Annotated in this window: 26 protein-coding genes; 6 read left to right on the top strand and 20 right to left on the bottom strand. The window is 57.5% G+C overall.

The genetic code is table 11. The features are described 5' to 3' along the window. Nucleotides 1-12 precede the first annotated feature (12 nt). Genes CHR62_RS09565 through fliF form a run of 6 tightly spaced genes read right to left on the bottom strand, consistent with a single transcriptional unit; the run spans nucleotide 13 to nucleotide 6,877 of the window. A complete protein-coding gene (locus CHR62_RS09565) occupies nucleotides 13-1,494 on the bottom strand; it encodes a flagellar hook-length control protein FliK (protein ID WP_123660788.1) in 1,482 nt (493 codons plus the stop codon). A 12-nt stretch (nucleotides 1,495-1,506) separates the two neighbouring features. After that, the gene (gene fliJ / locus CHR62_RS09560; protein WP_233574944.1) at nucleotides 1,507-1,956 is read right to left on the bottom strand and encodes a flagellar export protein FliJ; all 450 of its coding nucleotides are present in this window, start codon (nucleotides 1,954-1,956) and stop codon (nucleotides 1,507-1,509) included. Then, complete coding sequence (gene fliI / locus CHR62_RS09555; protein ID WP_093970453.1) at nucleotides 1,943-3,412, bottom strand: flagellar protein export ATPase FliI; 1,470 nt, start codon at nucleotides 3,410-3,412, stop codon at nucleotides 1,943-1,945. Before fliI ends, fliJ begins: the two co-directional genes overlap by 14 nt. Then, nucleotides 3,405-4,238 (bottom strand): flagellar assembly protein FliH, encoded by an 834-nt coding sequence (gene fliH / locus CHR62_RS09550; protein WP_093970452.1) that lies wholly within the window; start codon nucleotides 4,236-4,238, stop codon nucleotides 3,405-3,407. The genes fliI and fliH overlap by 8 nt, the downstream gene beginning before the upstream one ends. Next, complete coding sequence (gene fliG, locus CHR62_RS09545; RefSeq protein WP_093970451.1) at nucleotides 4,231-5,232, bottom strand: flagellar motor switch protein FliG; 1,002 nt, start codon at nucleotides 5,230-5,232, stop codon at nucleotides 4,231-4,233. The genes fliH and fliG overlap by 8 nt, the downstream gene beginning before the upstream one ends. Further along, nucleotides 5,219-6,877, bottom strand: a complete 1,659-nt coding sequence (gene fliF / locus CHR62_RS09540) for a flagellar basal-body MS-ring/collar protein FliF (protein WP_093970450.1) — start codon at nucleotides 6,875-6,877, stop codon at nucleotides 5,219-5,221. The genes fliG and fliF overlap by 14 nt, the downstream gene beginning before the upstream one ends. Nucleotides 6,878-7,247: 370 nt before the next feature. On the opposite strand from fliF, the gene fliE reads away from it, so the two are divergent. Beyond that, on the top strand, nucleotides 7,248-7,580 hold the full coding sequence (fliE, locus tag CHR62_RS09535) for a flagellar hook-basal body complex protein FliE (protein ID WP_123660787.1): 333 nt from the start codon (nucleotides 7,248-7,250) through the stop codon (nucleotides 7,578-7,580). An 87-nt stretch (nucleotides 7,581-7,667) separates the two neighbouring features. Here the strand turns inward: fliE and CHR62_RS09530 are convergent, their stop codons facing one another. From CHR62_RS09530 to CHR62_RS09505, 6 genes are all read right to left on the bottom strand, one after another. Then, on the bottom strand, nucleotides 7,668-7,970 hold the full coding sequence (locus CHR62_RS09530; protein WP_093970449.1) for an EscU/YscU/HrcU family type III secretion system export apparatus switch protein: 303 nt from the start codon (nucleotides 7,968-7,970) through the stop codon (nucleotides 7,668-7,670). Further along, nucleotides 7,963-9,324, bottom strand: a complete 1,362-nt coding sequence (locus tag CHR62_RS09525; RefSeq protein WP_123660786.1) for a flagellar hook-length control protein FliK — start codon at nucleotides 9,322-9,324, stop codon at nucleotides 7,963-7,965. Before CHR62_RS09525 ends, CHR62_RS09530 begins: the two co-directional genes overlap by 8 nt. Then, the gene (locus CHR62_RS09520) at nucleotides 9,321-9,677 is read right to left on the bottom strand and encodes a flagellar protein FliT (protein WP_233574942.1); all 357 of its coding nucleotides are present in this window, start codon (nucleotides 9,675-9,677) and stop codon (nucleotides 9,321-9,323) included. The genes CHR62_RS09525 and CHR62_RS09520 overlap by 4 nt, the downstream gene beginning before the upstream one ends. Nucleotides 9,678-9,728: 51 nt before the next feature. Next, the gene (gene fliS, locus CHR62_RS09515) at nucleotides 9,729-10,169 is read right to left on the bottom strand and encodes a flagellar export chaperone FliS (protein WP_093970447.1); all 441 of its coding nucleotides are present in this window, start codon (nucleotides 10,167-10,169) and stop codon (nucleotides 9,729-9,731) included. Further along, nucleotides 10,166-11,569: a flagellar filament capping protein FliD gene (gene fliD / locus CHR62_RS09510; protein ID WP_123660785.1), complete on the bottom strand. Its 1,404-nt coding sequence runs from the start codon at nucleotides 11,567-11,569 to the stop codon at nucleotides 10,166-10,168. Before fliD ends, fliS begins: the two co-directional genes overlap by 4 nt. A gap of 111 nt (nucleotides 11,570-11,680) precedes the next feature. Continuing rightward, a complete protein-coding gene (locus CHR62_RS09505; RefSeq protein WP_093970445.1) occupies nucleotides 11,681-12,076 on the bottom strand; it encodes a flagellar protein FlaG in 396 nt (131 codons plus the stop codon). Between the two features lie 208 nt (nucleotides 12,077-12,284). Between CHR62_RS09505 and CHR62_RS09500 the strand changes: the two genes are divergently transcribed. Further along, nucleotides 12,285-13,046, top strand: a complete 762-nt coding sequence (locus CHR62_RS09500) for an RNA polymerase sigma factor FliA (RefSeq protein ID WP_093970444.1) — start codon at nucleotides 12,285-12,287, stop codon at nucleotides 13,044-13,046. Between the two features lie 98 nt (nucleotides 13,047-13,144). Further along, nucleotides 13,145-13,753, top strand: coding sequence for a GTP cyclohydrolase II (gene ribA / locus CHR62_RS09495; protein WP_173862519.1), 609 nt, complete (start codon nucleotides 13,145-13,147; stop codon nucleotides 13,751-13,753). Between the two features lie 111 nt (nucleotides 13,754-13,864). Here the strand turns inward: ribA and dbpA are convergent, their stop codons facing one another. Together dbpA and CHR62_RS09485 are read right to left on the bottom strand one after the other, a co-directional pair. Continuing rightward, nucleotides 13,865-15,250 (bottom strand): ATP-dependent RNA helicase DbpA, encoded by a 1,386-nt coding sequence (gene dbpA / locus CHR62_RS09490; protein ID WP_123660784.1) that lies wholly within the window; start codon nucleotides 15,248-15,250, stop codon nucleotides 13,865-13,867. Between the two features lie 4 nt (nucleotides 15,251-15,254). Then, nucleotides 15,255-16,127 (bottom strand): pirin family protein, encoded by an 873-nt coding sequence (locus CHR62_RS09485; RefSeq protein WP_123660783.1) that lies wholly within the window; start codon nucleotides 16,125-16,127, stop codon nucleotides 15,255-15,257. 173 nt (nucleotides 16,128-16,300) lie between these two features. Between CHR62_RS09485 and CHR62_RS09480 the strand changes: the two genes are divergently transcribed. After that, nucleotides 16,301-16,888, top strand: a complete 588-nt coding sequence (locus CHR62_RS09480) for a TMEM165/GDT1 family protein (protein ID WP_093970441.1) — start codon at nucleotides 16,301-16,303, stop codon at nucleotides 16,886-16,888. Nucleotides 16,889-17,074: 186 nt separating this feature from the next. Here the strand turns inward: CHR62_RS09480 and CHR62_RS09475 are convergent, their stop codons facing one another. Next, nucleotides 17,075-17,641 carry an NADPH-dependent FMN reductase gene (locus tag CHR62_RS09475; RefSeq protein WP_093970440.1) on the bottom strand — a complete coding sequence of 189 codons (567 nt, stop codon included), beginning with the start codon at nucleotides 17,639-17,641 and terminating at the stop codon, nucleotides 17,075-17,077. A gap of 94 nt (nucleotides 17,642-17,735) precedes the next feature. On the opposite strand from CHR62_RS09475, the gene nadE reads away from it, so the two are divergent. Further along, the gene (gene nadE, locus CHR62_RS09470; RefSeq protein WP_199722919.1) at nucleotides 17,736-18,578 is read left to right on the top strand and encodes an ammonia-dependent NAD(+) synthetase; all 843 of its coding nucleotides are present in this window, start codon (nucleotides 17,736-17,738) and stop codon (nucleotides 18,576-18,578) included. Nucleotides 18,579-18,624: 46 nt separating this feature from the next. Next, the gene (locus CHR62_RS09465) at nucleotides 18,625-19,881 is read left to right on the top strand and encodes a DUF2254 domain-containing protein (protein WP_123660782.1); all 1,257 of its coding nucleotides are present in this window, start codon (nucleotides 18,625-18,627) and stop codon (nucleotides 19,879-19,881) included. 13 nt (nucleotides 19,882-19,894) lie between these two features. Here CHR62_RS09465 and CHR62_RS09460 read toward each other — a convergent pair whose 3' ends face one another. From CHR62_RS09460 to CHR62_RS09440, 5 genes are all read right to left on the bottom strand, one after another. Beyond that, the gene (locus CHR62_RS09460; protein ID WP_093970438.1) at nucleotides 19,895-20,677 is read right to left on the bottom strand and encodes an ABC transporter permease; all 783 of its coding nucleotides are present in this window, start codon (nucleotides 20,675-20,677) and stop codon (nucleotides 19,895-19,897) included. A gap of 12 nt (nucleotides 20,678-20,689) precedes the next feature. Continuing rightward, complete coding sequence (locus CHR62_RS09455; protein WP_093970437.1) at nucleotides 20,690-21,892, bottom strand: ABC transporter substrate-binding protein; 1,203 nt, start codon at nucleotides 21,890-21,892, stop codon at nucleotides 20,690-20,692. Nucleotides 21,893-21,903: 11 nt separating this feature from the next. Continuing rightward, nucleotides 21,904-22,707 (bottom strand): ABC transporter ATP-binding protein, encoded by an 804-nt coding sequence (locus CHR62_RS09450; protein WP_093970436.1) that lies wholly within the window; start codon nucleotides 22,705-22,707, stop codon nucleotides 21,904-21,906. An 89-nt stretch (nucleotides 22,708-22,796) separates the two neighbouring features. Continuing rightward, nucleotides 22,797-23,906, bottom strand: a complete 1,110-nt coding sequence (locus tag CHR62_RS09445; protein ID WP_123660781.1) for an acyl-CoA dehydrogenase family protein — start codon at nucleotides 23,904-23,906, stop codon at nucleotides 22,797-22,799. A 99-nt stretch (nucleotides 23,907-24,005) separates the two neighbouring features. After that, the gene (locus tag CHR62_RS09440; protein ID WP_093970434.1) at nucleotides 24,006-24,548 is read right to left on the bottom strand and encodes a carboxymuconolactone decarboxylase family protein; all 543 of its coding nucleotides are present in this window, start codon (nucleotides 24,546-24,548) and stop codon (nucleotides 24,006-24,008) included. Nucleotides 24,549-24,579: the final 31 nt, after the last annotated feature.

The raw sequence follows: 24,579 nt of genomic DNA, 5'->3' as shown, positions 1-24,579 counted from the left end.
TTAACGTATTAATCAGGCAAATGTATCAACCTGACCATTATGCGTGCTTTGGGGGCGTGATGCCAGCGCAGTGTCGGGTTGATCAAGCGTTGCGCCTGAGCTCAGCGCGGTGCCGGACAGCCCGGCGCGCCCCGAATTATTACCGTTTTCTGCCTGTTGTTGGCCCTGACCCTGATCGCTGACAGATGTTTGACCCAGTGAAATACCCGCTTGTGCCATTTGTTGCTGCAACTGCGGCAGTGCGTTTTCAACCGCAGAGCGCACCGCTGCGTGAGGCGAAACAAACATGGCCTGGGCCACGCCGTCGTTGATATTGATGGAAATCCGAATAGGGCCAAGATCGGGTGGGTCGAGGCGCAATTCGATCGATTGCAGGCCGTTTTTAAGCGACTGGCTGACTTGCGATACCTGCTGGCTGAAGTTGTTGCCCCACTGTGGGTGCCCAAGCGGTGTTGCGACGACGAGCGAGGCCCCGGATGCAGGTGCCCCCGATGCGGTTAGCTGCCCAGGTGTGGCCATGGCGCCAGTTTGCGGGGTGCTGCTTAACGCAAGCGGCTCGATACTGCGTGTATCGGCGGCGTTGGTATTGAACTCGGCGACGGCAACCCGAGTTGCCGTCGTTGTTTCGGCAGTGCCCTGGCTTTGTGCAATCTTGTTGGCCAAAACATCACGTGCACTGGCGTTAAGGCGTGCTTGCTTGTCGAGATGATCGGCGCGTTGGCCCACGTCGGCCAGTGTGATGGCCGCACCTGCTTTGTTGGTGTTGGTTTCGCGTGCCGATTGCGAACGCAAGATAGTGTCGGCGGAATTGCGTTCGATTGAGTCGGCTGTGTCGGTGCCGACGTTAGTCAGCGAAAAACGCTGCGTTGCTTCGCGTGCTTCAGACTGACGCGCGGCAGCAGCGCTAACCAGGTTGGCATCGTTCAGTCGCGCGGTGTTACCAGGCAGGCCTTCTTCGGTTAGCGCGGGTGTGCGCTGCGATTGTGATGCTAGGGTAATGGAGTCTGCGTCGACCGCGCTTGCGCTACGAGCGGCTTTGACGCTATCGGCGTCGACTTGCGCGCTGCGGGCGGCCAGTTGCACCTGGGCCACGGCCAGGGCAAGGCTAGACATGGCTGCGGCCGTTTCGGTGCCCGGTGCGGGGGCGGCTTGGGCGGCATCGTCGGCGGTTGCCAGGGCGTCTTGATTTGTTTGAGCGCCGTCCGGTTTGCTTGATTGGGCACCATCGGTACCGTCTGTGCTTTGGCTGTTGCTATCTTGGGTGCTTTTTGCCCCGTTGTTGCTCTGACTGCCCTGGGCGGCCGCATTTTTTTGGGCCGAGGCGTTGTCGTTGCTTTGCGCCGGCTTTTTGGCCGGCGCCTGGGCTGCTTTTTGCGAACCCAGGACTTCGGAGAAACGGGGGCCGTTGGCATTGGCGTCGGGCGATGACTGGCTGGCCACTGCTGGCGGCGCAGAAATCATATTAAGTACCGAGGCCGGATTTTGTGCGTTCATGGCTTTACCCTGTTAATGGGTGTTGTGATGACGACGAAACTGGATGCTGGATAGTTCGTCGGTCATGATTTGTTCTTTCCGGTTGTTTTGCTGGATACGCTCTTGCTCCTGGCGCGACAACAGGGTTTCATACGATGTGAGCTGGCGTTTGTGGTCGAACCACCGCTGCTTGCCCTGTTCGAGTTTTTGGTCGAGCTGGGCCACTATCTTATTTTGCTGCGAAATGGCCTCATCCAAAGTGGCGATAAACTGCCTAAAATTGTGATAGTTCGCCGCCGATATGCCAGATGCTGTGGCTTTTTCAAGGCGGTCAACATAATCTTGTCGGTAAACGTGCAGTGTAGACAGCTGCGCCTGGGCGTCGTCTCGCGACGCATTCAGGTTCTGCAATTGTCGTGCTGTCTCGTTGGCCTGGTTCTGAGTCAGGTCAATGAGCGTGTGCATGGGGTTATGCTTTGCCATTTACATCTCCACTGGCCGGGTGGCCAAGCAGGCCGGCCAGCTCTTTGCTGGCCCGCGTGTAGTCGATCCGGCTGTTAAGGCTCTGCTGCAAATAAGCTTCAAGCCACGGGTATTTTTCGATAGCTTCGTCAATTTTTGGGTCGTTACCCTGGCGGTAAGCGCCCACGGCAATAAGGTCGCGGTTGCGCTGGTAACGCGACAGCATTTGCTTGAACTGATGCACCATGCTGAATTGTGACTGGGGCACAATGGCGTTCATGACGCGGGATATCGACGCTTCGATATCGATGGCTGGGTAATGGCCGGCTTCTGCCAGCTTTCGCGACAGCACGATATGGCCATCAAGAATGGCGCGCGCCGAATCGGCGATCGGGTCTTGCTGGTCATCGCCTTCGGTCAGAACGGTGTAAAACGCGGTAATAGAACCTGCGGGCTTGTCCCCGACAGGGGCACCGTTACCCGCGCGCTCAACCAGCGCCGGTAGTTTGGCAAATACTGAAGGTGGGTATCCTTTGGTGGCTGGCGGTTCGCCAATGGCCAGGGCGATTTCTCGTTGCGCCATGGCGTAGCGGGTCAGTGAGTCCATGATCAGCAATACATTTTTACCCTGATCACGAAAGTACTCTGCTAACCGGGTAGCGTATACGGCGCCTTGCATGCGCAGCAGTGGCGACACGTCGGCCGGCGCAGCAACGACAACGGCGCGCTTACGGCCTTCGGGCCCAAGATTGTGTTCAATAAACTCTTTAACTTCTCGGCCCCGTTCGCCGATCAGGCCCACCACAATCACGTCGGCCGCAGTGTAGCGCGCCATCATGCCTAGCAATACGCTTTTGCCGACCCCTGAACCTGCAAACAGCCCCATGCGCTGACCGCGCCCAACGGTAAGCAGCCCGTTGATGGCGCGCACGCCAACGTCGAGCACCGTATCGATGGGGGCCCGCGCCAGAGGGTTGATGGTGTGCGCGTTGAGCGATGCTTGCGAGACGTGGTTGACGGGCCCTAAGCCGTCAAGCGGGCGCCCGGCGGCGTCAAGTACCCGGCCCAACAGGGCATCGCCTACCGGCAAGTGTCGGGCCTGCGACGTTAGCGGGGTTTCGTCCGCCTCCTCGGGAGAGCGATCGTCGATCTGAACGACGGTGGTTTCACCTGGGACTATACGGGCTCCGGGCGGCAAACCGGAAATGTCGCTTTGCGGCATCAGGTAAAGTGTGTTGCCATGAAAGCCCACGACCTCTGCGTCTGCCCAATGGTTGTGCCGGGGGGAAATTTCGATTTTGCAGGCGGCGCCCACGGCTAGTCGCAGGCCTGTTGCCTCAAGCACCATACCCGTCGCACGGGTGACCCGTCCGCTGGCATTCCAGGATTCAATCGTCGAGATTCGGCGAGACGCATTTTGCAGTCGATTGCTCCAGCGTGCGGCCATTTGAGGTAGAGCAGACTTGGCTTCAGTCATTGCCCGTGTCCCAGGCCGGAGCTTCGCGCAGGGTGCCAGCAATACGCTCCCAGCGGGTTTTCAGCGTAGCATCGATATCGCCTAGCGAAGTCTCGGCGTAGCAACCACCGCGTTCGATTCGAGGGTCGGCTTCGAGATGCCAATGATGCATGCGAGGGTCGTCTGACAAATGACGTTTGACCAGCGTCAGGTCTTCGGGGTGCATGCGCAAACGCATGAGCCCTTTGCCTTCGCCGCTATCGGTGGCGAGGATATCGCGTACGGTATCGAGGATGGCTTCCGGTGAGGCCGCTATGGTCGAGCGGATCACTTGTCTGGCAATGTTCAGGGCCAAATCAACCAGTGATTCGGCCACCTGATTATTAAGTGCGTTGACAGATGCCGCGCAAGACTGGGCTACGCTTTGGATCTGACCGACCTCGGTTGCGCTGATGGCGCGACCTTCGGCCAGCCCTTTCTCGTAGCCTTCGCGGTGCCCAGCCTGAAACCCTTCGTCATGGCCGCTTTTCAGGCCTTCGGCCTTGCCCGCAGCAAAGCCTTCCGCGTGCCCCTGTTTCAGTCCGGCTTCACGGCCTTCCTGAACAGCTCGCTCGCGCGCCTCTTGCCCGATTCGGGCGACCTGGGCGACGACATCTTCTGGGATATCGTTGGTAGCCTTAACCGGCTGTCGAGCGGAGGTGGCTTTTTGAGCGGTTTTTTCTTCGGCCAAGCGGCGCGCCAGACGACCACCTGGGGCGGACGCTGTAGGTTTGCCGTTGCCCAGGTCAGTCATTTCCCAGCGCTGCCACGTGCCAGGGTCGTTGTGATCGTGATTGGTGTCAGACATACTCGTCGTTGCCCAGGCGTGTCAGGCTGATCTGGCCTGTTTCGGCCAGACGGCGTGCCACAGCCAGAATACCTTTCTGGGCTTCTTCGACCTTGGACATGCGGACAGGACCTTGCGCTTCCAGGTCGTCGCGTAGCATTTCGGAGGCGCGATTGGACATGTTGCCCAGGAACTTTTCGCGCAGCTCTTCGGGGGCGCCCTTGAGTGCAATGGTGAGGCTGTCGGTGTTGATTTCTTTGAGAATAAGCTGGATAGCCGTATCTTCGATGTCCACGAGGTTCTCGAAAACGAACATTTCCTCGCTGATGCGTTGGGCCAGATCGGCATCGAGTTCGCGCAGATTGTTCATGACTGCATCTTCTTCCGACGATGTCATGAAGTTGAGGATCTCTGCTGCCGTACGTACACCACCCAGCTTGCTGCGTTTTGCACCCTGGCCGGACAGCAAATTATTCAGTACGTCAGTCAGTTCGGCCAAGGCGGCGGGCTGTACCCCGCCAAACGTGGCAATACGCAGCATGACGTCGTTGCGTAGGCGCTCGTTAAGCAACTCTAGGACCGAGGATGCTCGGTCGCGCTGCAGGTGAACCAGGATGGTAGCGATGATCTGCGGGTGCTCGTCGGCGACGAGTTCGGCAACGCTGGCGGCATCCAGCCAGTTAAGCGCGTCGATACCCCCGGCGCCGGCCTCGGCGTCGAGGATGTCTTCGATCAGGCCGGCCGCCCGATCGGTACCCAGCGCTTTTGTCAGCACCGAGCGGATGTAGTCTTCAGAGCCCAGGCTGACCGCCATGAACTGGTCGGCTTCTTGGCGGAAGTCGGCCAAAACTTTGTCGACATCGCTGCGCGTGAGCTGTTTGATGCCGGCCATTGAACTACTGATCTGCTGGATTTCGGGTGGTGAGAGGTGTTTGAATACCTCGGCCGCCGCGTCTTCGCCCAGCGACATCACCAGAATGGCACAGCGTTCAGAGGGGTCTTCAAGGTTTGCCATTTTTTTCCATCCATGAGCGCAAGACCATGGCGACAGCGCGTGGGTCTTTCTCGGCCAATTCGCGTGCCGCCTTCAGGAGGTCTTCGTAGCGTGTGATTTCGGATGCGCGTTTCAGTACAGCATCTTCGCCTTCGGGTTGGGTGCCGGCAGCCCCGGCCAGAGCAGCGACCTGTTCGCGCTTGGCAGTCAGGCTGTCGATGGCTGGCTTGCCGATCTTGCGCCAGACAATGAACAGGGCGATGGCAATGAGCAGGTATTCAAGCCCTTTGAGCGCCAGTGCGTGATATTCGGGGTCTTTCCAGACCGGCGGCGTAACGGTGGTGTTTTCGTTGAACGGGCTGTTGATGACGCTGACGGTGTCACCGCGATCGACCGAGTAGCCCATGGCGTCGCGCACCAGGCTGTTCAGGCTGTCGAGCGTTTCCTGTGGCAAGGGAGCGTATTCGCCTTCGGCATTGGGCTGGTAGTTGACGACAACGGCGACAGACAACCGGCGCAGTTTGCCGACCGGGTCTTTGATGTGACTGATGGTGCGGTCGACTTCGTAATTGATGGTTGAGTCACGTCGGATATTGGCGGGGCCGCCGTCGGTACCCTGAGCGTTATCTTGATTTGCAGCTGCATTAGCGTTGTTGCCCGGTTGCGCGTTCGGGTTGTCGCCGGGAGGAACAACAATAGGCGCAGCGGCGTTGGCGGGCGGCTGGTTCGTGAGTGCGCCCGGTACGCCAGTGGGCGGAAGGCTATCGAATTGGTCGGCGGCACTGCGCTGCTCGCTGCGTACGGCCGCTTCGCCCGGGTTCTGATTGGGACGATAAACTTCGGAGGTTTGCTCGCGCACCGAAAAGTCGACATCGGCGCTGGCCTGCGCCCTGACGTTACCGGCACCCACCAGGGGGGTCAGTAGTGTCATGATCCGCTGAACGGTTCGCTGTTCGATGTCGTTGACCAAAGACCGGCGAGAGTTCTCCAGGCCGGCTTCGCCGGAGGGGGAAGTGAGTAGTCGACCATTTTGATCGACGATGGAAACGCTGTCAGAGGTGAGGTTGGGAACGCTGGACGAAACCAGCCAGGTGATGGCGGCAACCTGGGCTTCACTGAGTGAGCGACCTGGGTACAGCGTGACCAATACCGATGCGGTAGGGGGCTGGCGGTCGCGCACAAACAGGCTTTCGCGCGGCAGCGCAAGGTGTACGCGTGCCGACTGGACCGCATGAACTGCTTCGACCGAGCTGGCCAGCTCGCCCTCAAGGGCGCGTTGGTAGGTGATTTGCTCGGTAAACTGGCTGGCCCCGAATCGGGTGTTGTCGAGTAGCTCGAAACCCGCGCCGCCCGCACGCGGCAAGCCCTGTTCGGCAAGTTGCAGGCGGGTGCGATGCACCATATCGGCTGGCACCATGATCGACGTGCCGTTGTCCGAAATTCGGTACTGTACGTTCATTTGCGTCAGTGCCGTGATAATGGCACCGCCGTCGCGGTCTTCAAGGTTTGAAAACAATGTACGGTATTCGGGCGGGCGTGACCACAGAAAGGCCACCACAACAAGCGCGACTAGCACCGATACGGCACCGATCAGCGCAGGCTTGGGGATAGCGCCCAACTTTGACAGCATGGGGAAACGAGCCAACAAAGCGGCGGCCTGGCTCATTGAAGACCTCGGGGACGACACACTTGTGCTGCGGGTAAAGCGGTTGATCGGGCAGAGTGCAAGTTACGCATTCGATTAGACGTTAATAATCAGAGCGTCGATTATTACTTGTCTGAGGGGAGTCGCAAGCGCCGAAAAGCACCGCTTTTGGGTGTCTTTTCGCTCTAACGGCAATGTGTTGGCAAAGTTTAGGCTGTTGCGTTCATTTATTTGTTCTTGTAATGCTTTGATCGCTAGGAACAAATCTTGTTTGGATTTGAAACGCCGGAAAAGCCGGGGATATGTCCGTTTATTGTCGGTCTTTGGTTTGACGGTATCAGGTTACATTAAATCCACTAAGACCTGCGTGTCGATCATCAAAATTTTTGTCATGGCTATTCAACAATATTCTGCAATAGAAAACGTTCTGGCCCAAATGCGGTCTGTTGCCCAGACGGCCCAGGCACAGCCGGCCAATAATGGTGCGTCGGCTATCGAACCAGGCGGCTTTGCAAACGAGCTTCAGCGCTCTTTGCAGCGGGTAGCGCAAATGCAAAACTCCGCTACGACGCAAGCCAAGGCGTTTCAGTTGGGCGACCCGAACATTTCGCTTAACGATGTCATGATCGATATGCAGAAGGCCAGCGTGGCATTCCAGGCCACCGTGCAAGTTCGTAATCGGCTGGTTGCGGCCTATCAGGAAATTGCCAGCATGCCCGTATAAGTTAAGGCTTGGCGCTGGCTTGCCATTGTGCAAAGCTGGTTTTGTTAAAGTTTTAATGTATCTGGCCCGCGTATCATGCGGGCTTTTTTATTCGGGCTTGAATTCGTCTTTTCGGGAATCAAGCGCGTACAACCAGGCCAGGATTTCGGCAATCGCCTGGTAAAGCTCAGGCGGGATATGCTGGTCGAGGTCGACTTGCATCAGCAAGCCCACCAGCTCGGGGGACTCGTGTACGTACAGCCCATTTTCTTTAGCTGTCCGGATGATGGTATCAGCCAGTGAACCATAGCCTTTGGCCACCACACGGGGGGCGGTGTCGTGCGCGTCGTAGGTGATGGCGACTGCTGATGGCCGGTGTTTATGCAGGTCGCCTGGCCCGGGCTTAATCATGCTGCGGCTCCGAGGTGTTGCGATCGATGGCCAATTGGCTGAGTGCCAGGCCGGATGCATTGAAACGGGCGCGTAAGGCGTCGCTGTTGGACGACAAGACATCGGCCGACTGAGGGGCGACCATATGCATCAAGACTTGTTGTCCGACCAGATTGATGCGTACCTGGACTTCGCCAAGATTGGGCAAATGCAGCGTCAGTCGCGTGGCCCAGTGCCGTAGGTCATCTGCCGATCCTTCACCGGGTTCGCGCCGTTGGATTTCGAGGTCCATAGGGGCGCTGGGCCAGGCTTCACCCCGCCATGCCACCGTCTGGTTCGCTAAAACTTCGAGTTGTTGGCGAACCAGCAAGTGGGTCTCGGGGTGCAGGCCGCTTAGGGCTGTGTTGGCTTGCGGCTGGGTAGCCGGGGAACTAGATGGCGATGTTGCGGGAGTGTTTGTGGCTGTACCGGCCGGGGTGCCGGCTGAGTCGACACGGGCGGATGCGTTTGTCGCCGTCGCTGCTGTTTGTGCTGTATTGGGTGCAGTTGCGGCGGTGTTTTGCCCGGCGGCGGGCGTGTTGGACGTGGTGCCGGCAGTGTTTGCTGCTTGTTGCGTCAGTTGTGCCTGCGGCTCTTGGCGCAATAGTGGCAGACTGGTTTTACCGAAAGCCATATTGCTCAAGTGCGATTCGTAAAACAAGCCACTGGTTTGGAGGGCGTTGCTGAGCGCTTGGCTAAAAGCCTGCGCCGAAACTCGCTGGGCGAAAAGCGTCTGTGCCGTCGTGGTTGTTTGGGCTGTGCCTTGAGCCGTGCTAGCCGTGCCGGCTGCCGATGAGGCCGTTTGCTGAGCCCCGGCGGCCGGGGCGCTGGCGCCGGTTGACTGCTGCGCTGGCGTACCACTGGTCGATGCGGCTGTCTGTTGACCTTGCGCGGGCTGTTGCCCCCCTTCGGAAGGCGGCGGCACCAGCGGTTGCCGACCCTGAACGGGGGCGGGGTGTTCGGGGAAATTCATCAGCAGGGCAAGAATCGTACGTGCCGCGTTGCCTAGTGTGGTGGGGGCCGATGGTGTGGTGCCGGTATTAGGCCCTTCTTTGGTCGTGCCGAGCAGCCCTTTGTGGGCTTCGAGTTTACCGCGCTCGATTTGTTGTCGAACTTGCTGTTCGTTTTGCAGTTGTGCTCGGTCGACAGCTTCGCGTGGTTGGCGATTGACCTGATTTTGAAGCTGTTCGGCACGGGCCGCTTCAGCGGCCTGGGATACGGCGTCTGGGCGTGCGCCTGAGGCCAGGTTAGTTTGTTGCGCAAGTGTTGTGCCCAGGGCAGCGTCGATGCGCTGCACCAGGAGTGTTCCCAGGCCGGAAGGGCCTCCGACGCTCATGATTGCGTTTTAGGCTGTGCCAGGTAGGCCTGCACGACATTTTGTTGGCGCTTGATGCTGCCTAACATGGTGCCCAGGCGTTCGAGCTCTGGTGCAGCCAAGTGCCGAATCCGCGCGTCGTCGTTGAGGATTTTGGTGAGCAGGGGCTTGCGCGCTACGCGATCTTCGTCGTCGAGTGGGCTGAGCGCGCGGAGTGATTCTACAGCCTGACAATATTCTTGCCCGATTGAGATGACCGACTCCCAGTCGTTCTGGGACGCCAGTCTGACCATTTTGTCGGAGAGTTCTGCGATCAGTTCGTACTGGCGCAGCGTAGGCGTGGATTCGGTCATAGTTATGTGGGCGGCTGGCATGTCGAAATCTTTAAGTTGCCTGCGCCTGTGTAGGCGCAGGGATGGAGGGCATCAGGCCGCTGCAGCACCATTTTTTGCCTTAGGCGTGTCGACAGAAGTCTTCCACGCGTCGGCAATTTCGCGGAGCATGTTTTCGGCAAGGTCGAGCTTGCTGGTATCGTTACGTAGGTTGGCCAGCATCAGGTGGCTGATCATCAGGTCGTAGGTGGCTGACAGGTTCTTGGCCAGGTCGCCGCCGGCTTCCATGTTAAGGCTGGCTTTTAAACCGGACTCGATAATGTCTATGGCCTTGGATAGTGCCACGCCGCGCCCCTGTGCGTTGTTATTTTCCATATATAACCGCGCCTTGGCAATGGCGGCAAGCGCGCCATCGTAGAGCAAGGTAATAAGACGCTCGGGCGAGGCGCTGAGCACTTCGGTTTCGAGGCCAATATTTGCATACGCCTGAGCCGAACGATTGGCACGAGGGCCGCGGGGCATGGAGTAGGTCATTTTTTCGTCTGGTTGGTCAGGTTTTCGAGGGCCGACAACTGGGTGGTGAGGTAGCTGCTGACCGAGTTCATTTCGGCAAGCATTTTGTCGAGAGCCGAGAACTGCTTTTGATAAATAGACATACGCGAATCAATACGCGCCGAGGCGGTGTCGTATTGTTCTTTGAGCGTTTTGATCGTTTGGTCGACGCCCTTGGTGGCCGACGTAATGGGGCCGTTGCTACCGAGCAAATTGTCGGTAATTTGCGTCATGCGATTGGCAATACCCTGCGGGCCTTGCAAGAAGCTGGCGATATCGCCTTGACTATCTTTCATGGCCTTGGCCAGTTTGGCCGTGTCGAGTTTCAGTTCGCCGTTTTGGTAGTTGAATTCGATACCCATGTCGGCGAACGAGCGGATATCGCCCGAGCTGCTGCTGACCGTCAGAATGCCGCGAACCTGATCTTGTACACGCCGCGCCATGGAGTCGCCGGTAAGCACATTGCCTGTTTGGGTTTCGGTGTTGAATGACGTGAGTGACCGGATCGTACCTTGCAGGCTGTTGTAGGCGTTGACGAAGTTGGTAATGGCCTTTGTGGCCGCTTCGTCGTCGCGCGATACAGTCAGGTTAAGCGTTTTGCTGGCGTCTTCGGCTTTAAGCGTAAGTGTTACGCCTTCGATAGCGTCTTCAACTGTATTGGTCTGACTGGTGATGGCAATGCCGTTGATGTCGATTTTGGCGTTGCTGGCGGCTTGTTCGCTGATGGTCGAGCCGGCATCGCCGAAATTGAGCAAGTCGGCCAGGGGCTCGCCGCCGCCACCGTCGGTGTTGCCAGCAACACTGATGTTGGTCAGCGCCGCGTTGGTGCCGGTCGTGGTCGCCGTAATAAGCAAACGGTGAGGTGTGCCCGAGCCGTCGTTAAGGACGGTGGCCTGCAGGCCTAGCGTGTCGTCGCCATTGATGGCGGCAATCAGGCCGTCGATTGACGTGTCTTTACCCGTGAGGTCGAGCGTTTTGGTGCTGCCGTCGCCATAGGTAAAGGTAATAACGCCACCTTCGCCCAGGGCGTCGGTGCGACTGGCTATGCCCTGGGTAACCAGCGATTGCGTTGTGGCCAGGGTTTCGACTTTGACTTTGTAGCTGCCGGCAATGGCGTCGGCTGATGCGGTTGCCGTCAGGCCATCGCCACCGCTGATTGACGTTTTAAGGGTGGTGAAGGCCTCGGGCTTACCGAGCGCGGTTGTGGCGCCTTGAAGTGCTTCGACAGCGCTTTTGATGCGGCCATACGCCGACATGCGGTTTTGCTCGGAGGTTTGGCGGTTTTTAATAACCGTAAGTGCTTGACTCTCGCTGGCACGCAGATCGGCCAGTAGATCCTGAAGCGGAAGCCCCGAACCGACACCGATCGAAGTAATAGCCATGTTGAATCTCCTTGGGGGTATTTTTACCGATTACGGGTTAGTGTAAACCCGTGTGCAACCGACAGAATGTGGTCTATTTTGCCGGTTTGAAATATTGGGAATTTGCGGGCCTTACACTTTCGTGTTAACGACCTGGCCTTGTAGATGGACAATCATTTTTGCCACCTTCAGGACGGCGTCGCTGGGTACGGTGCGAATAACTTCACCTGTGTTGTTGTCGACAATGGATACCACTACGCGTTGGGCGTCTTCGTCGACCGTGAAGCGCAGCCCGGTCGACCAAGCCTGCATGCGCGCATTCAGATCTTCGAGGGTTTCGTCGAGGCCTCGGGCTGAGGTCTCTTGTTGCTGTTGCTGCTGGTCTTGCGGGTTAAGCCGCGCATCAAGGGCATTCTCAAGCGCCGTCACGACACGGGCGGGCTCGGGTTGGTTGACAACGCGCCCCGTGTCTTGCGCCTGAATATTCACGGCGGTGGTTTGCAGGGACGAAGATAAGGGGTTAATCATGACGCATGCTCCCGAGGCGGTATGACCAGGCAGGTTATTATTAACGGATAACGTGCTTAACGGCAGTTGTCGGGTCAACTTTAGGTCAACGGCTCAAATTACAGAATAGCCCGGCGAATACCGGCTTGATCCAGCGAATTTGTAGCAAAAAAACTACGATAATTGGCGCAACGGGCTTATTGTCCCCTGTTCAACGTTTAAAACAAGTATGTCGCTCTCGGAAGATCAACTGGTTGGCCAATACGCACCCATGGTGCGGCGTCTGGCCCTGCAGCTTATTTCAAAGCTGCCGCCCAGTGTCGAGCTCGACGACCTGATGCAGGCCGGCATGATGGGGTTGCTCGACGCTGTTCGGCGTTATCAGCAAGTGCCTGATGCCCAGTTCGAAACTTATGCCGTTACGCGTATTCGCGGCGCCATGCTCGACGAATTGCGCAGCCAAGACTGGTTGCCCCGCAGCGTACGCACCAAGGCGCGAGCTATTGAACGGGCAGTGCACAAGCTCGAACAGCAGCTTATGCGTCCGGCGACTGAAGCCGAAATCGCGGCAGAACTCGACCTTCCGCTTGACGACTACCAAAGCATGCTTGAAGACGCGCACGGGGTGCAGGTCGTGCACTACGAAGACCTGGCCCGTTTTCAGAACGATGCGGGTCATGCCGGCGAAAACGTCGGCGACCCTGACGAAACGCACAGCCAGTGGGCTAACCCGCTGCAGCTTTTAATGTCTCAGGGCCTGCGCTCTGCGCTTGTCGATGCCATTGCCCGGTTGCCCGAGCGCGAACAGTTGTTGCTGTCGCTACAGTTCGAGCAAGACCTTAACCAGAAAGAAATCGCGGCGGTTCTGGGCGTGACCGAAGGGCGTGTTTCTCAGCTGCGGTCTCAGGCTATCGCGCGTATCCGGGGGGCGCTGTCCTCTGGCGCCTGGGATGAAAACCCCAGCGAGATCGATTTCCAGAATCTGCTCTAAACCTGTCCTCAAGTGTTTGTCGGGCGTTGCGCCAGGCAAACAGTGTTAATCTTGTATTTATTTGCGGCTGTTTCAGCGCATACGCAGAGTATCTCAAATTGGATTACGTCGATTCTTGTCAGTTGCCCACGCCTTGGGCCGTTTTCACGCTTCACGCCTTTGTTTCCCCCGACACCGGAAAAGAGCACGTTGCCCTGACATTGGGGAATGTTGCCGATGGGCAGCCCGTACTGGCGCGCGTGCACTCCGAATGCCTGACCGGCGATGCCTTATTCAGCCAACGCTGCGACTGCGGTGCCCAGCTTGAAACCGCCTTGCAAGTGATTGCCAAAGAAGGGCGGGGTATGTTGCTGTACCTGCGTCAAGAGGGCCGCGGTATTGGCCTGGTGAACAAGATTCGGGCCTACCAGCTGCAAGATCAAGGTGCTGACACCGTCGAGGCTAATGTCCGTCTGGGGTTCCCGGCCGATATGCGTCGCTATGACATTTGCAAGCCCATGCTGGCGCATTTCGGGGTCTCGCAACTGCGTTTAATGACTAATAACCCCAAAAAGGTCAACGCGCTTACCCAGGCTGGTATCGATGTGGTCGAGCGTTTGCCTTTGCAGGTAAATCGTAATCGGTACAACGAAGGGTATTTGCAGACCAAGGCCGCCAAGCTTGGCCATTGGTTTGCGACTCACGCCCCGGCCGACGAACAAGAATAGTTTCCGGGCTACCCGGCTTCAGGGGCGCCACGTCGCGCGACCCGAGTAGAAGGCAACGCAATTTTTTCCGGCCCGCCAAGCGTGTGGTTGCTCGACAGGCCGGGTATTACGTCAGCTCATAAACCGCATCCGGAATTGCTTGCCTTTTATTTGGCCATTGGCCAGATGGGCGTAGGCGTCGTCTGCAACTTCGCGCCGTAATGCAACAAAGGCGACATAATCAAGAATAGTGATTTTGCCGACATCGTCGAATTGCAGGCCCGCGTCTTTTGTCAGGGCACCCAGCAGGTCGCCAGGGCGCAGCTTGTTTTTCTTGCCCCCCTGAATACACAAGGTGACCATGGGCGCACCCACCGGTTTAATCGCTTGTTTTTTAACCGATTCGAGCGGTTTCCAGACCAAAGGGGCCTTCTGGAACTGCGCAATGCGCTCGGCCCACTGCATTTCTTTGGCGCCGACCAGGCTAATGGCCAGGCCCGGCTGGTCGGTTCGGCCTGTACGACCTATGCGGTGAACATGCACCTCGGGGTCGGGCGAAATATCGACGTTGATGACCGCATCTAGGGTTTTGATGTCTAGGCCGCGCGCAGCGACGTCGGTGGCGACCAATACCGCACAGCTTTGGTTGGAAAACTGGATCATCACGTCCTCGCGGTCGCGTTGTTCCATGTCGCCATGTAGTTCGAGTGCGCTGAAACCGTGCTCGCGCAGCAGGTCGGTCATGTCGGTGACACGCGCCTTGGTGTTGCAAAAGATCAGGGTGGAGCCGGGCCGGTGTTTTGAAAGCAGCTTGACGGCAATGTCGAGGCGCTGGTCGTCGTTGACCTCGTAGAAGTGCTGTTCGATGTGGTGGGCACTGTGCAGCGCTTCGGTAAAGACTTCGAGTGGGCGGTTAAGGAAGCGGGCGCTGGCCTTGCGGATGTTGTCGGGGTAAGTGGCCGAGAACAGCAGGGTTTGGCGCTTGTGCGGACAGTGCGATGCAATCGCCACCATGTCGTCATAGAAGCCCATGTCGATCATGCGGTCGGCTTCATCAAGTACCAGGGTCTGCAACCCGGGCAAAATCAGGCTTTCGCGCTCCAGGTGGTCGCGCACCCGGCCGGGTGTGCCCACGACGACATGGGCCCCGTGCTGCAGCGATTCGATTTGCGGTTTGATGGCGGCTCCGCCGCACAACGTAAGTATCTTGATGTTTTCGATGTTGCGCGCCAGTCGTCGCAGTTCGCGGCTGACCTGGTCGGCCAGTTCGCGCGTGGGGCAAAGTACCAGTGCCTGGGTGCCGAAGAAGCGCGGGTTGAGCTTTGCCAGCAAGGGCAATCCAAATGCCGCTGTTTTGCCCGAGCCGGTTTTGGCTTGGGCGATCAGGTCTTTGCCGTCGAGTGCCAGAGGCAATGTTTGTGCCTGAATCGGCGTCATGTCGGTAAAACCGAGGTCGTCGAGTGTGGCCAGTAGTGTGTCGGGCAAGGGCAGGGTGTGAAAACCCGTAGGTGTGGTCATAAAATTAAAATTGTCCTGATTGGAAGTCGCTGACGGCCTGCATGAGTTCTTGCTGGGTGTTCATGACAAAGGGGCCATATTGGGCAATGGGTTCGTTCAGGGGCTCGCCGGCAATGAGCAATACTCGGGCCGGGCCGTCTGCACTGATGACAACGCCGTCGGTACCCGGCGTGTTGGTAAATATGCCCATGTTTTGCAAGGGGACGGGAGTGTCACCCGTTTTAACTTCGCCGCGATACACATAAACAAACGCGTTTGCCGATGCAGGCAGGGCTTGGGTAAACTGGCCTGGCCCACTGAAATGGATGTCCAGATACAGCGGACGAGTTTTTGTGCGCTGGATTTTCCCCGCGACCCCATGACTTTGCCCTGCAATAACTCGCACGGTGACATTTGCCGAGGGTGTAATTTCGGGCATTTCTTCATGCTGGATATCAAGGTATCCGGGCTCGCACATTTTGTCGGCGGCGGGCAGGTTCAGCCATAACTGAAAACCTTCCATTACACCTTCTTCTTGTTCGGGCAGCTCAGAGTGAATGACACCGCGCCCGGCCGTCATCCATTGCACACCGCCATTCTGCAAAATGCCTTCGTTGCCCGCGCTGTCGTTGTGGCGCATGCGCCCCGCAATCATGTAGGTAATAGTTTCAAAACCGCGGTGCGGATGGTTCGGGAAGCCGGCAATGTAATCGTCGGGGTCATCGCTGCCAAAGGCGTCAAGCATCAGGTAGGGGTCCAGACGCCGCTGCAGGCTACCTGACAGTACTCGCGTCAATTTGACGCCGGCGCCATCAGAAGTGGGGCGCCCGACGATCAGACGCTCGATAGGGCGGGGTGAAGTCACGATTTCGGCGTGTTTGACGGGAATCATCGGCATGGTGTTTACCTTGAGGCGGGGAGGGTGACAAAGTGTTCGGGACGCGGACCGCGATTTGGCGGGCACGGTGAGCACTGCGACAGGGGTTGGTAATTGAGCTGCGGTCGTCAGGCCTGCGACAGGTTTAGGGCGATACAATACCGCCCGGATCAATTATAGGTGAAGGTAGCATTGTGGAAGCATTGTGGGTATCGACCGGTGTCGTCGCACTGGCAGAAATGGGTGACAAAACCCAGTTGCTGGCGTTTATTCTGGCCGCACGTTTTAAAAAGCCAGTGCCTATTATTTTGGGTATTTTGGCGGCAACCCTGCTTAATCATGGCCTTGCCGGCGCGGTTGGCACCTGGGTAACGACCGTGCTTAGCCCCGATGTTTTGCGCTGGATTCTCGGCCTGTCATTTTTGGCCATGGCTATTTGGACACTCATCCCCGACAAGATCGAAGAGGAAGAAACCCAGATCGCCCGTCGACTTGGGGTGTTTGGTGCAACGTTTGTCACGTTTTTCTTGGCGGAGATGGGCGATAAAACGCAGATTGCGACGGTGGCTCTTGCCGCGAGCTACGCCGCGCCGGTGCTGGTGATTGCCGGCACGACGCTGGGCATGCTGATTGCTGACGTTCCCGCCGTTTTTGTGGGGAATAAATTTGCCGCCAAGATTCCGATGCGACTGGTTCACAGCATTGCTGCCGCCATTTTTGCCATATTAGGTGTGTTGGCGCTGATGGGCGTGGGAGATTTTATGGCGGACGCTGGCGGTTAAAACGGCGTATTAGCCGGGGGCGCATTAATGTTTTCGATACACGAGCGGCCGCAATAGCTTCGCAATGAAGACACCGATTGCCCATTGAACTACACCCCAAAGACTGGATGCGTATCCAATTTTTGGGGTGTTTTTAATGACGCGTCTGCAGGTTTATGTTGACCTGCCGCCTATTGTTTAGCCGGTTTAGGCGCGCATGGTTTTCAGGGCAACAGCCCAGCGGTGCAGTTCGCCCAGCATAGTTTCGGCCGATTTGTCGATAAGTTCGTTCGATTTGAAGTTTTTGTTTTCGTCGAGCATGGTAGCCACCATGGGCACCATCACGCCTTCGGTAATGGGCATCATGCGCAGGGTTGTAACCAGCGATTTGGCCTGTTGAGCAGCGCGCAGCCCGCCCGAGACGCCGCCATAGCTGACAAAGCCTGCAGGTTTGTAGGCCCATTCTTTAACCAGATAATTCAGCGCGTTGTAGAACGAGGGTGGGGCGCAGTAGTTGTATTCAGGAGTCACAAATACGAACGCATCGGCCGAATCAACACTGGCGCTCCAGCGCTTGGTGTGGTCGTGCTGGTAGTTGCGCATGGCCGGGTGGTTGGGTTCGTCAAAAACGGGCAGCTTGAAGTCGACCAGGTCAATCAGCTCGATGTCGAACTGGCTATTGGCCTTGGCATAGTCGGCAAACCATTTGGCCACAGACGGGCCAACGCGGCCGGGGCGGGTGCTGCAAATAACTACCTGAAGCTTGAGTGCCATAGAATCGAAATCTCCAATGTGGTGGCGGTGCCCGGATTGTGCACCGCATCAGCTATCATAAAGCCTGATCTTGACGCCATAAAGAGGAAGCGCCGTGTTGTCTCCTGACCAGACTGCTCTACAAAAACAGATTATTTCAGAACTTTGTGTTGCCGATACATTCAATGTTGACCAGGAAATCGAAAAGCGTGTCACGTTTTTGGCTGATTATCTGTTGCGCACACGCCGTAAGGCGTTGGTGCTGGGTATCAGTGGCGGGGTCGATTCGCTGGTCGGGGGCTGCCTTTCGCAGCGCGCTGTCGAGCGGGTGCGTGCCGCCGGGGCCGAGGCGCAATTTATTGCCATGCGTTTACCTTACGGCGTACAAAAAGACGAAGCCGATGCGCAGGCTGGCCTGGGCGTTATCTGCCCCGATCGCCTGATTACCGTCGATATCAAGCCCGCCAGCGATGCAATGCTGGCATCGGTTGTTCAGGGGGGCGCCGAGTTTCGCGACCCGGCGCACCAAGACTTTTTGCTTGGCAATATCAAGGCGCGCCAGCGCATGATTGCCCAGTTTGCTGTGGGCGGTGCATACGATGGCATTGTGGTGGGCACTGACCATGCCGCCGAAGCCTTGACGGGCTTCTTTACTAAATTTGGCGACGGCGCTGCCGACGTGACCCCCCTGACGGGGCTGTCCAAGCGCCGTGTACGGGCGCTGGCGTTGCGTTTTGGGGCACCCGAATCGTTGGTTTATAAAGTACCCACGGCCGACCTCGAATCCCTGTCGCCGCTCAAACCTGATGAAGAGGCGTTTGGCCTAACCTACGATCAGCTTGATGATTTTCTTGAAGGTAAGCCGGTTCCGGTTGATGTCTTTGAAAAAATCGTGGGTATTTATCGGGCCACCGCTCACAAGCGCGCACTGCCGTACAACCCGTTCGACACGTTTTAAATAGTGCTGATTGTTCTGCCGGACGCTTGGTTAACTGGGGGAAATCATGCTGTCAAAATGGCAATGGCTGGTTAAGCAGCTCACCCGTACCCTTTGGGTCAGGGCGCTTTTGTTCTCATTACTTGCCATCGCCTCGGCGTTGCTGTCGGTACTGCTCGACCCGTTCATTCCTGAAGGCCTGGCCGGTGTTATTGGTGCTGATGCTGTCGATCATATTCTTGATATCCTGGCAGGCAGTATGTTGGCGGTGACCACGTTCTCGTTAACCGTCATGGTCTCGGCCTATAGTGCGGCAACGTCCAGCGTTACGCCGCGCGCCACCCGGCTGCTCATGCAAGACACCACCAGCCAAAATGTGTTGTCCACGTTTCTGGGGTCGTTTCTGTTTAGCCTGGTCGGTATTGTGGCGCTTAGCGCCGGGGTTTATGGGCCGCGTGGCCGGGTTATTTTGTTTGTGGTGTCGTTAGTCGTTATTGGGTTGGTGGTGCTGGCGTTGCTGCGCTGGATTTCCCACCTGACCCATTTTGGCCGTGTGGGCGACACCACCGAGCGCGTCGAGACGGCAACGGCCAACGCACTTGATTACTGGCGGCGTTGCCCAGCAATGGGCGGGCAAGTTTTGCGTGATCCACAATCCACCATTCCAGCGCATGCAATGCCGATATACCCCGATGGTGTTGCTTACGTCGAGCATCTTGATATTGGTCAATTAAACGAGTGTGCTGAAAAGTTCAATTGCAACGTTTATGTCGATGCCGTAGCCGGCGCGTTTGTGCATCCGCGCACGCCATTGCTGTGGGTCGACTCAAGCTCTGACAGTGGTTTAACCGAGGCGATGCGCGCGGCTTACACATTGGCACCTGAACGCTCTTTCGATCAAGATCCGCGCTTTGGATTGTGCGTGCTCGCCGAAATTGCATCGCGCGCGTTGTCGCCTGCCGTCAATGACCCGGGCACGGCGATAGATGTTCTGGGCCGTGGCGTGCGAGTATTGACCCAGTACCTTGCGCCGCTATCATCGCCTGAAAACATAGCGTATGCCCGCGTATGGGTGCCACCTTTGGCGTTCGAAGACATGCTGAACGATTTCTTTATGCCGATCTCTCGAGATGGCGCAGGAATGATCGAGGTTCAGGTGCGCGTGCAAAAGTCGTTGCATGCCTTGTTTTGTAACGCGCCGCGATGGGTGCAGGGGGACTTGCTAACACATGCCCGTATTGCGCTTGAGCGCGCCGAGTCGGCACTGACGCTACCATCAGAAAAACAGGCGCTGTTGCAGTTGCATCAGCGCCTGTTTGAGTAATTGACTAGGGGGGTCAAGTTTGGTTGGTGTGTGTCCAGCGCTGATAAAGCTTCTGGGCGGCCAGGTCAAGCAAAAAGCCCAGGGCACCAATCAGCACAATCACGGCCATCAACTCTGAGTAAGCCAAGCGGTCGCGGGTGTCTAGAATGAAGTATCCCAGTCCCGAACTGACGCCGAGCATCTCGCAAGGTACCAGCACGATCCAGATAATACCAATGGCCAAACGAGCGCCGGTAAGAATGTGGCCTAAAACACCGGGGATGACGATGCGCAGCAAGACTTCGCTTCGGGTTGCACTTAAGCTTTTTGCCAGCATCAACCATTTTGGGTCGAGTTGCTTGACGCCCGCGGCTGTATTCAAGATAACAGGCCAGACAGCGGCAAACGACAGCAGAAAGTAAATGGGGGCGTCGCCAATACCAAAAATCATTACCGCAATAGGCATCCACGATAGCGGCGAAATCATGCGCAAAAACTGAAAGGCGCTGCTGGTGCTGTTTTCAAGCGTGCGCGAACCACCGATAGCCAGCCCGACCGGTATGCCGATGAGCAAGGCAAAGAACAACCCCACCAGTACTCGTTTCAAGCTGGTCAGGGTGTGCGTGGTGAGCTGGTTGTCGCTGACAAGGGCGTACAGGCTTGACAGCGTGTCGGCGGGGCTGAGAAGTCCGGCCATTGCGATATCGCGTTTTAAAAACTCGATACCAACCCCCCAAAGGACGATCAGCACCAGCAGCCCGGTCAGGCTGAGCAGTGTGCGCTTGCCGGGTGCTGCGAAAAACAGAATCTTGCGCATGAACGTTTTGCCTTAAGCGGTGATGATTTCCTGGCGCTCGTAGCCTGGAGGCATGCCAAAAACGCTCATGCCGCCAATGCTTTCGATGGCCTTGCGTGCAAAGCGGTCGTCGACCAGGTCTTTGGCTGCAAATGCCGGGTCCAGCGTTTCCAGGAATTCGTTTTTGCCTGACACCAGCGTGCCTTTCAGGCGGCGCACCAGTTCTTCGGTGTAGCTGGGAAACGGGTAAGGTTGGAAGTCGATACGCTTTTCTTGCCAAGCTTTATTGACAATAGCGCCGTCTGCCTCGTAGCGGGCACGATCCAGTTTCGCAGGTACCAGAACTTCGGCCAGTGTATTGAAGGGGTGGGGCGTATAGCGTTGTGCGTGATCTTTGGACAGAATGCGCGCGGTTTCTTCACGGTTGTTCTGGATCCATGCCTGGGCTTGAACAATGCCGTTGACAACGCCCTGAGTCCATTCGGGCCGGTTCACGGTATCTTCTTCGTGCATCAGCACGACGCAGCAGGCGTGATCTTTCCAGATGTCGCCGGTAAAACGCAAAATTTTGCCAACCTTGAGTAGTTCGGCCGAGGCATTAAACGGCTCGGCCACGGTGTAGCCCGAAATCTGCTTGTTGGCCAGCGCGGGCAACATGTCTGAAGGCGCCATGACCACTAGCTTGACTTGTTTTTCGTTAGGCTCGCCGTCGCTGATGGGCTCAAGGCCTTTACCTTTAAGCAGGTGCTGCAACATGACGTTGTGAATCGAATACCAGAAGGGAATGGCCACGGTGGTGCCGCCCAGTTGCGCAACGTCGTTGATGTCGTGCTGTACGGTCAAACCTGAACCCGACATGTGGTTCCAGGCAACGATCTTGGCTTTCGACTGGCTGCCATAACGTGCCCAGACGGTCATGGGCGACAGCAGGTGAACGGCATTGACCTGGCCGGCCAGGAAGGCTTCGACAAGTTGGGCCCAACTGCGGAACAGGCGGGGCTTTTCGACTTGCAGGCCCTGCTTTTCGAACAAGCCATTGTTGTGCGCCACCAGTAAGGGCGTGGCGTCGGTGATGGGCAGGTAGCCAATACGCAATGGGGCGTTGGGGTCGGCAGCAAAGGCCTTGCGTTGCATGCTCAGCAAAGGCAGCGCGCCCATGGCGGTAAACAAAGACGAAAGTTTCAGGAACTGGCGACGGGCCTCGTTCGTGGCGGATGTGTCGTTAAAAGTTGTCATGATGGTCGTTCTCAGTGTGTCTGGGCGGGTTTTTGGCGTGCTTTGCGCAAGGCATGCACGATTTCAAGGCGAATACTTTCGAGTTCGTCGACGGCTTCGTCGCGCGGATGAGGCAAAGTGATATGCCATTCGCCGATCAGGCGTCCGGGATGATGGCCAATCAGTACGATACGGTCGGCCAGCAACAGGGCTTCGTCGATGTCGTGGGTCACCATCACTGCGGCGGCCTGGTGTTTCTGTGTAATGGCGCGCAGCAGGTCCTGCATCTCGGTGCGGGTAATTTCGTCGAGCGCGCTGAACGGTTCGTCGAGCAGCAGCATTTCGGGTTGACGGGCCAGGCAGCGGGCTAGCGCCGCACGTTGCGCCATACCCCCTGATAGTTCGGCAGGGTAACGGTGACGCGCTGCTGCCAGGCCGACTTCGCCAATGGCGGCGGCGATACGGGCCTCACGTTCGGTTTCACCGATTTTGGGCTGGTGCTTGAAGTCGAGCCCGAAGCCGACATTTTGTTCGAGGTTGAGCCAGGGCAACAGGCTGGGGTCTTGAAATACAAACCCCAGTCGAGGGTGCGGCCCGTTGAGTTCTTCGCCGTGTACGCGTACAGAGCCGGTTTCGGGTTGCTGAAGGCCAGCAAGCACACGCAATAAAGACGACTTGCCGACGCCGCTGGGGCCCAATATGGCCACGGTCTCGCCCTGGGCTACCTGCAACGAAAACTCGGTAAGTACCGTGTTGCGAGGTTTGCCTTTGCCCGTATAGGTCAGCTGGATGTTACGGGCCTCGAGCACGAGCGGGCGGTGGGTGGTTTGATTCATGATGCTTGAAAGTTTTGGGCGATCGTCTGGTTTAACGGGGTAGATCAATGGTTAACGCGATGGCCCGGCAAGCGGTCGGGACACCCTGTTCAGGCCGCCTGGGCTTGCAGTCGTTCCAGGTCGTTGATTTCTTTGCGCAAGTGCTTGAGGGCAGGCGTCACGATGGCGACGAACACAGCCTCGCGTTGGCGGCGCTGTGCGCCGTGGTTCATCAGATAGCCTTTGGCGCCCGTGTGTAGTACTTCAGACTGCGTAGCGCGTAAAGCCAATTCTGATGTCGCCAAGCGTGCCTTGAGCACGTCCAGAAGCGGTGCTTCGCCGGTTTGCGCCTGCCGAGCCAGGTCGGCAATCTGTGTCTTCAGTGTTTGCAGCTCTGCAGCCAGGTCTTCGGCTTGGTCATCCAGAAAGACATTGACGTGCGAATGCGTTTGGTTGGTGGCGCGCATCGATTCGATGCTGGCTTCGATAATGCCTAGCCCCATACCTGTCTGGCCCAACACAAAACCGGGCTTGATCCGCTGTATATAGGCTTTGAACTGCGAGGGGTGAGCAATGATGTCGTCGTTTGTGACGGCAACTTTGTCGAAGCGTACATTAAGTGTCTGGGTGCCTTCCATACCCGAAAACGGCAGGCAGCGACGCAGCGTGACACCAGGTGCATTGCAGCGCACGGCAAACATAATGTAGCCCTCGTCTTCGACATGAGCGGCAACAACGGCCAGGTGATCTTCACCGATATTCGATACCCAGGGCAGCGACCCGTTTACTTCGTAGCCGTGCTCGGTGCGAGTGGCGCGCAGATTGATTTTTTCGATGCCTGCCAGATGTTTGACGGTATTCGACATGCCTGTACCGGCCAGCAGCTCACCCGATGCCACCTGTGCCAGATAGCGCTCACGCACTGCTGCGTTGGCGGCATTAAGCAGGTACCACGCGCAGGTTGACTGGCACCACACCATAAAAGCGGTCGAACCGCACTCGCGACTGACCAATGTGGTGGCTTCGACCTGCACAGACAAATCAAGGCCCTGACCGCCCTGAGCCTGGGGTACGCTGGCCGAATAGCCGCCCAGTTGCCCCAGCTTACGCAGATACTGCTCTGGATACTGACCCTGGTCAATGGCTGTCACCAGTGGCGCCAAGTCGGATTTGGCGTGTTGGGCGATGGCGTTGATCAGGGTAGAGGCAGATTGAGTCATGACCAGGTTCCTTGGGTGGGGCGGGCGATTCGGGGCAGGGCGGAGCAAATTGTGTTGCGGCGCCCCGGCGACAAGCGACGCCGAGGCTGATGCCTGAAATCAGGCGTGCGGCTGGAGTTCGGGGTTGATGGGTGTTTGTGCCAGGTTGTTGGCAAAGTTGCACAACGTGGCCAGGCTTACGCCTAATACGGCTTCAAGTGCATTGGCTTGGCTGTAGCCCGCGTCAAAGAAAGATTTCAAGGCGTCGTCAGAGACCTGACCCTTGTTCTCGATGACGGCGATAGTGAACTGTGCCAGCGCGTTAAGCTTGGGGTCGGCCAGTGCTTGGGTGTTGCGCAGCGCCTGAATGACTTCTTCGGGCATACCCAGTTTTTTGCGTGACAGCGCTGTATGGCCAGCGACGCAAAAGCCGCAGCCGTTCAGGGTGGCAGCGGTGATTTGCACGACTTCGCGCTCTTCGGGTGTCAGGCCGGTGCGTGCGTTGATAGCGCCCACGACCTGGTAAGTTTCTAGAGCAGTCGGGGCATTGGCCAGTACGCCAATCAGGTTGGGCAAAAAGCCGTTGTTCTTTTTGGCAGTTTCCAGGCGCTCTTTAGCGGCTTCTGGGGCGGATTCGATCGAGTGAATAGTAAGGCGGCTCATGGATGCTCACAGAAAGAGGTTCATCAAAATT

This window comes from Pusillimonas sp. NJUB218 (assembly GCF_003788685.1).
Taxonomy (GTDB): domain Bacteria; phylum Pseudomonadota; class Gammaproteobacteria; order Burkholderiales; family Burkholderiaceae_B; genus Neopusillimonas.
The sequence above is the reverse complement of the archived record's forward strand: the minus strand, read 5'-3'. Positions and strand labels throughout refer to the sequence as shown.

Bases quoted from the DNA above. Each gene is read 5' to 3' on its own strand.
- fliE (WP_123660787.1), top strand. From the start codon at position 7,248: ATGGCTATTCAACAATATTCTGCAATAGAAAACGTTCTGGCCCAAATG.
- fliI (WP_093970453.1), bottom strand. From the start codon at position 3,412: ATGACTGAAGCCAAGTCTGCTCTACCTCAAATGGCCGCACGCTGGAGC.
- CHR62_RS09475 (WP_093970440.1), bottom strand. From the start codon at position 17,641: ATGGCACTCAAGCTTCAGGTAGTTATTTGCAGCACCCGCCCCGGCCGC.
- fliJ (WP_233574944.1), bottom strand. From the start codon at position 1,956: ATGGCAAAGCATAACCCCATGCACACGCTCATTGACCTGACTCAGAAC.
- CHR62_RS09520 (WP_233574942.1), bottom strand. From the start codon at position 9,677: ATGCCAGCCGCCCACATAACTATGACCGAATCCACGCCTACGCTGCGC.
- CHR62_RS09530 (WP_093970449.1), bottom strand. From the start codon at position 7,970: ATGATTAAGCCCGGGCCAGGCGACCTGCATAAACACCGGCCATCAGCA.
- CHR62_RS09450 (WP_093970436.1), bottom strand. From the start codon at position 22,707: ATGAATCAAACCACCCACCGCCCGCTCGTGCTCGAGGCCCGTAACATC.
- fliD (WP_123660785.1), bottom strand. From the start codon at position 11,569: ATGGCTATTACTTCGATCGGTGTCGGTTCGGGGCTTCCGCTTCAGGAT.
- fliS (WP_093970447.1), bottom strand. From the start codon at position 10,169: ATGACCTACTCCATGCCCCGCGGCCCTCGTGCCAATCGTTCGGCTCAG.
- CHR62_RS09485 (WP_123660783.1), bottom strand. From the start codon at position 16,127: ATGCCGATGATTCCCGTCAAACACGCCGAAATCGTGACTTCACCCCGC.
- CHR62_RS09445 (WP_123660781.1), bottom strand. From the start codon at position 23,906: ATGACTCAATCTGCCTCTACCCTGATCAACGCCATCGCCCAACACGCC.
- CHR62_RS09525 (WP_123660786.1), bottom strand. From the start codon at position 9,324: ATGAGCGTCGGAGGCCCTTCCGGCCTGGGAACACTCCTGGTGCAGCGC.
- CHR62_RS09465 (WP_123660782.1), top strand. From the start codon at position 18,625: ATGCTGTCAAAATGGCAATGGCTGGTTAAGCAGCTCACCCGTACCCTT.
- fliG (WP_093970451.1), bottom strand. From the start codon at position 5,232: ATGGCAAACCTTGAAGACCCCTCTGAACGCTGTGCCATTCTGGTGATG.
- dbpA (WP_123660784.1), bottom strand. From the start codon at position 15,250: ATGACCACACCTACGGGTTTTCACACCCTGCCCTTGCCCGACACACTA.
- CHR62_RS09565 (WP_123660788.1), bottom strand. From the start codon at position 1,494: ATGAACGCACAAAATCCGGCCTCGGTACTTAATATGATTTCTGCGCCG.
- CHR62_RS09440 (WP_093970434.1), bottom strand. From the start codon at position 24,548: ATGAGCCGCCTTACTATTCACTCGATCGAATCCGCCCCAGAAGCCGCT.
- CHR62_RS09500 (WP_093970444.1), top strand. From the start codon at position 12,285: ATGTCGCTCTCGGAAGATCAACTGGTTGGCCAATACGCACCCATGGTG.
- CHR62_RS09505 (WP_093970445.1), bottom strand. From the start codon at position 12,076: ATGATTAACCCCTTATCTTCGTCCCTGCAAACCACCGCCGTGAATATT.
- CHR62_RS09460 (WP_093970438.1), bottom strand. From the start codon at position 20,677: ATGCGCAAGATTCTGTTTTTCGCAGCACCCGGCAAGCGCACACTGCTC.
- fliH (WP_093970452.1), bottom strand. From the start codon at position 4,238: ATGTCTGACACCAATCACGATCACAACGACCCTGGCACGTGGCAGCGC.
- CHR62_RS09455 (WP_093970437.1), bottom strand. From the start codon at position 21,892: ATGACAACTTTTAACGACACATCCGCCACGAACGAGGCCCGTCGCCAG.
- fliF (WP_093970450.1), bottom strand. From the start codon at position 6,877: ATGAGCCAGGCCGCCGCTTTGTTGGCTCGTTTCCCCATGCTGTCAAAG.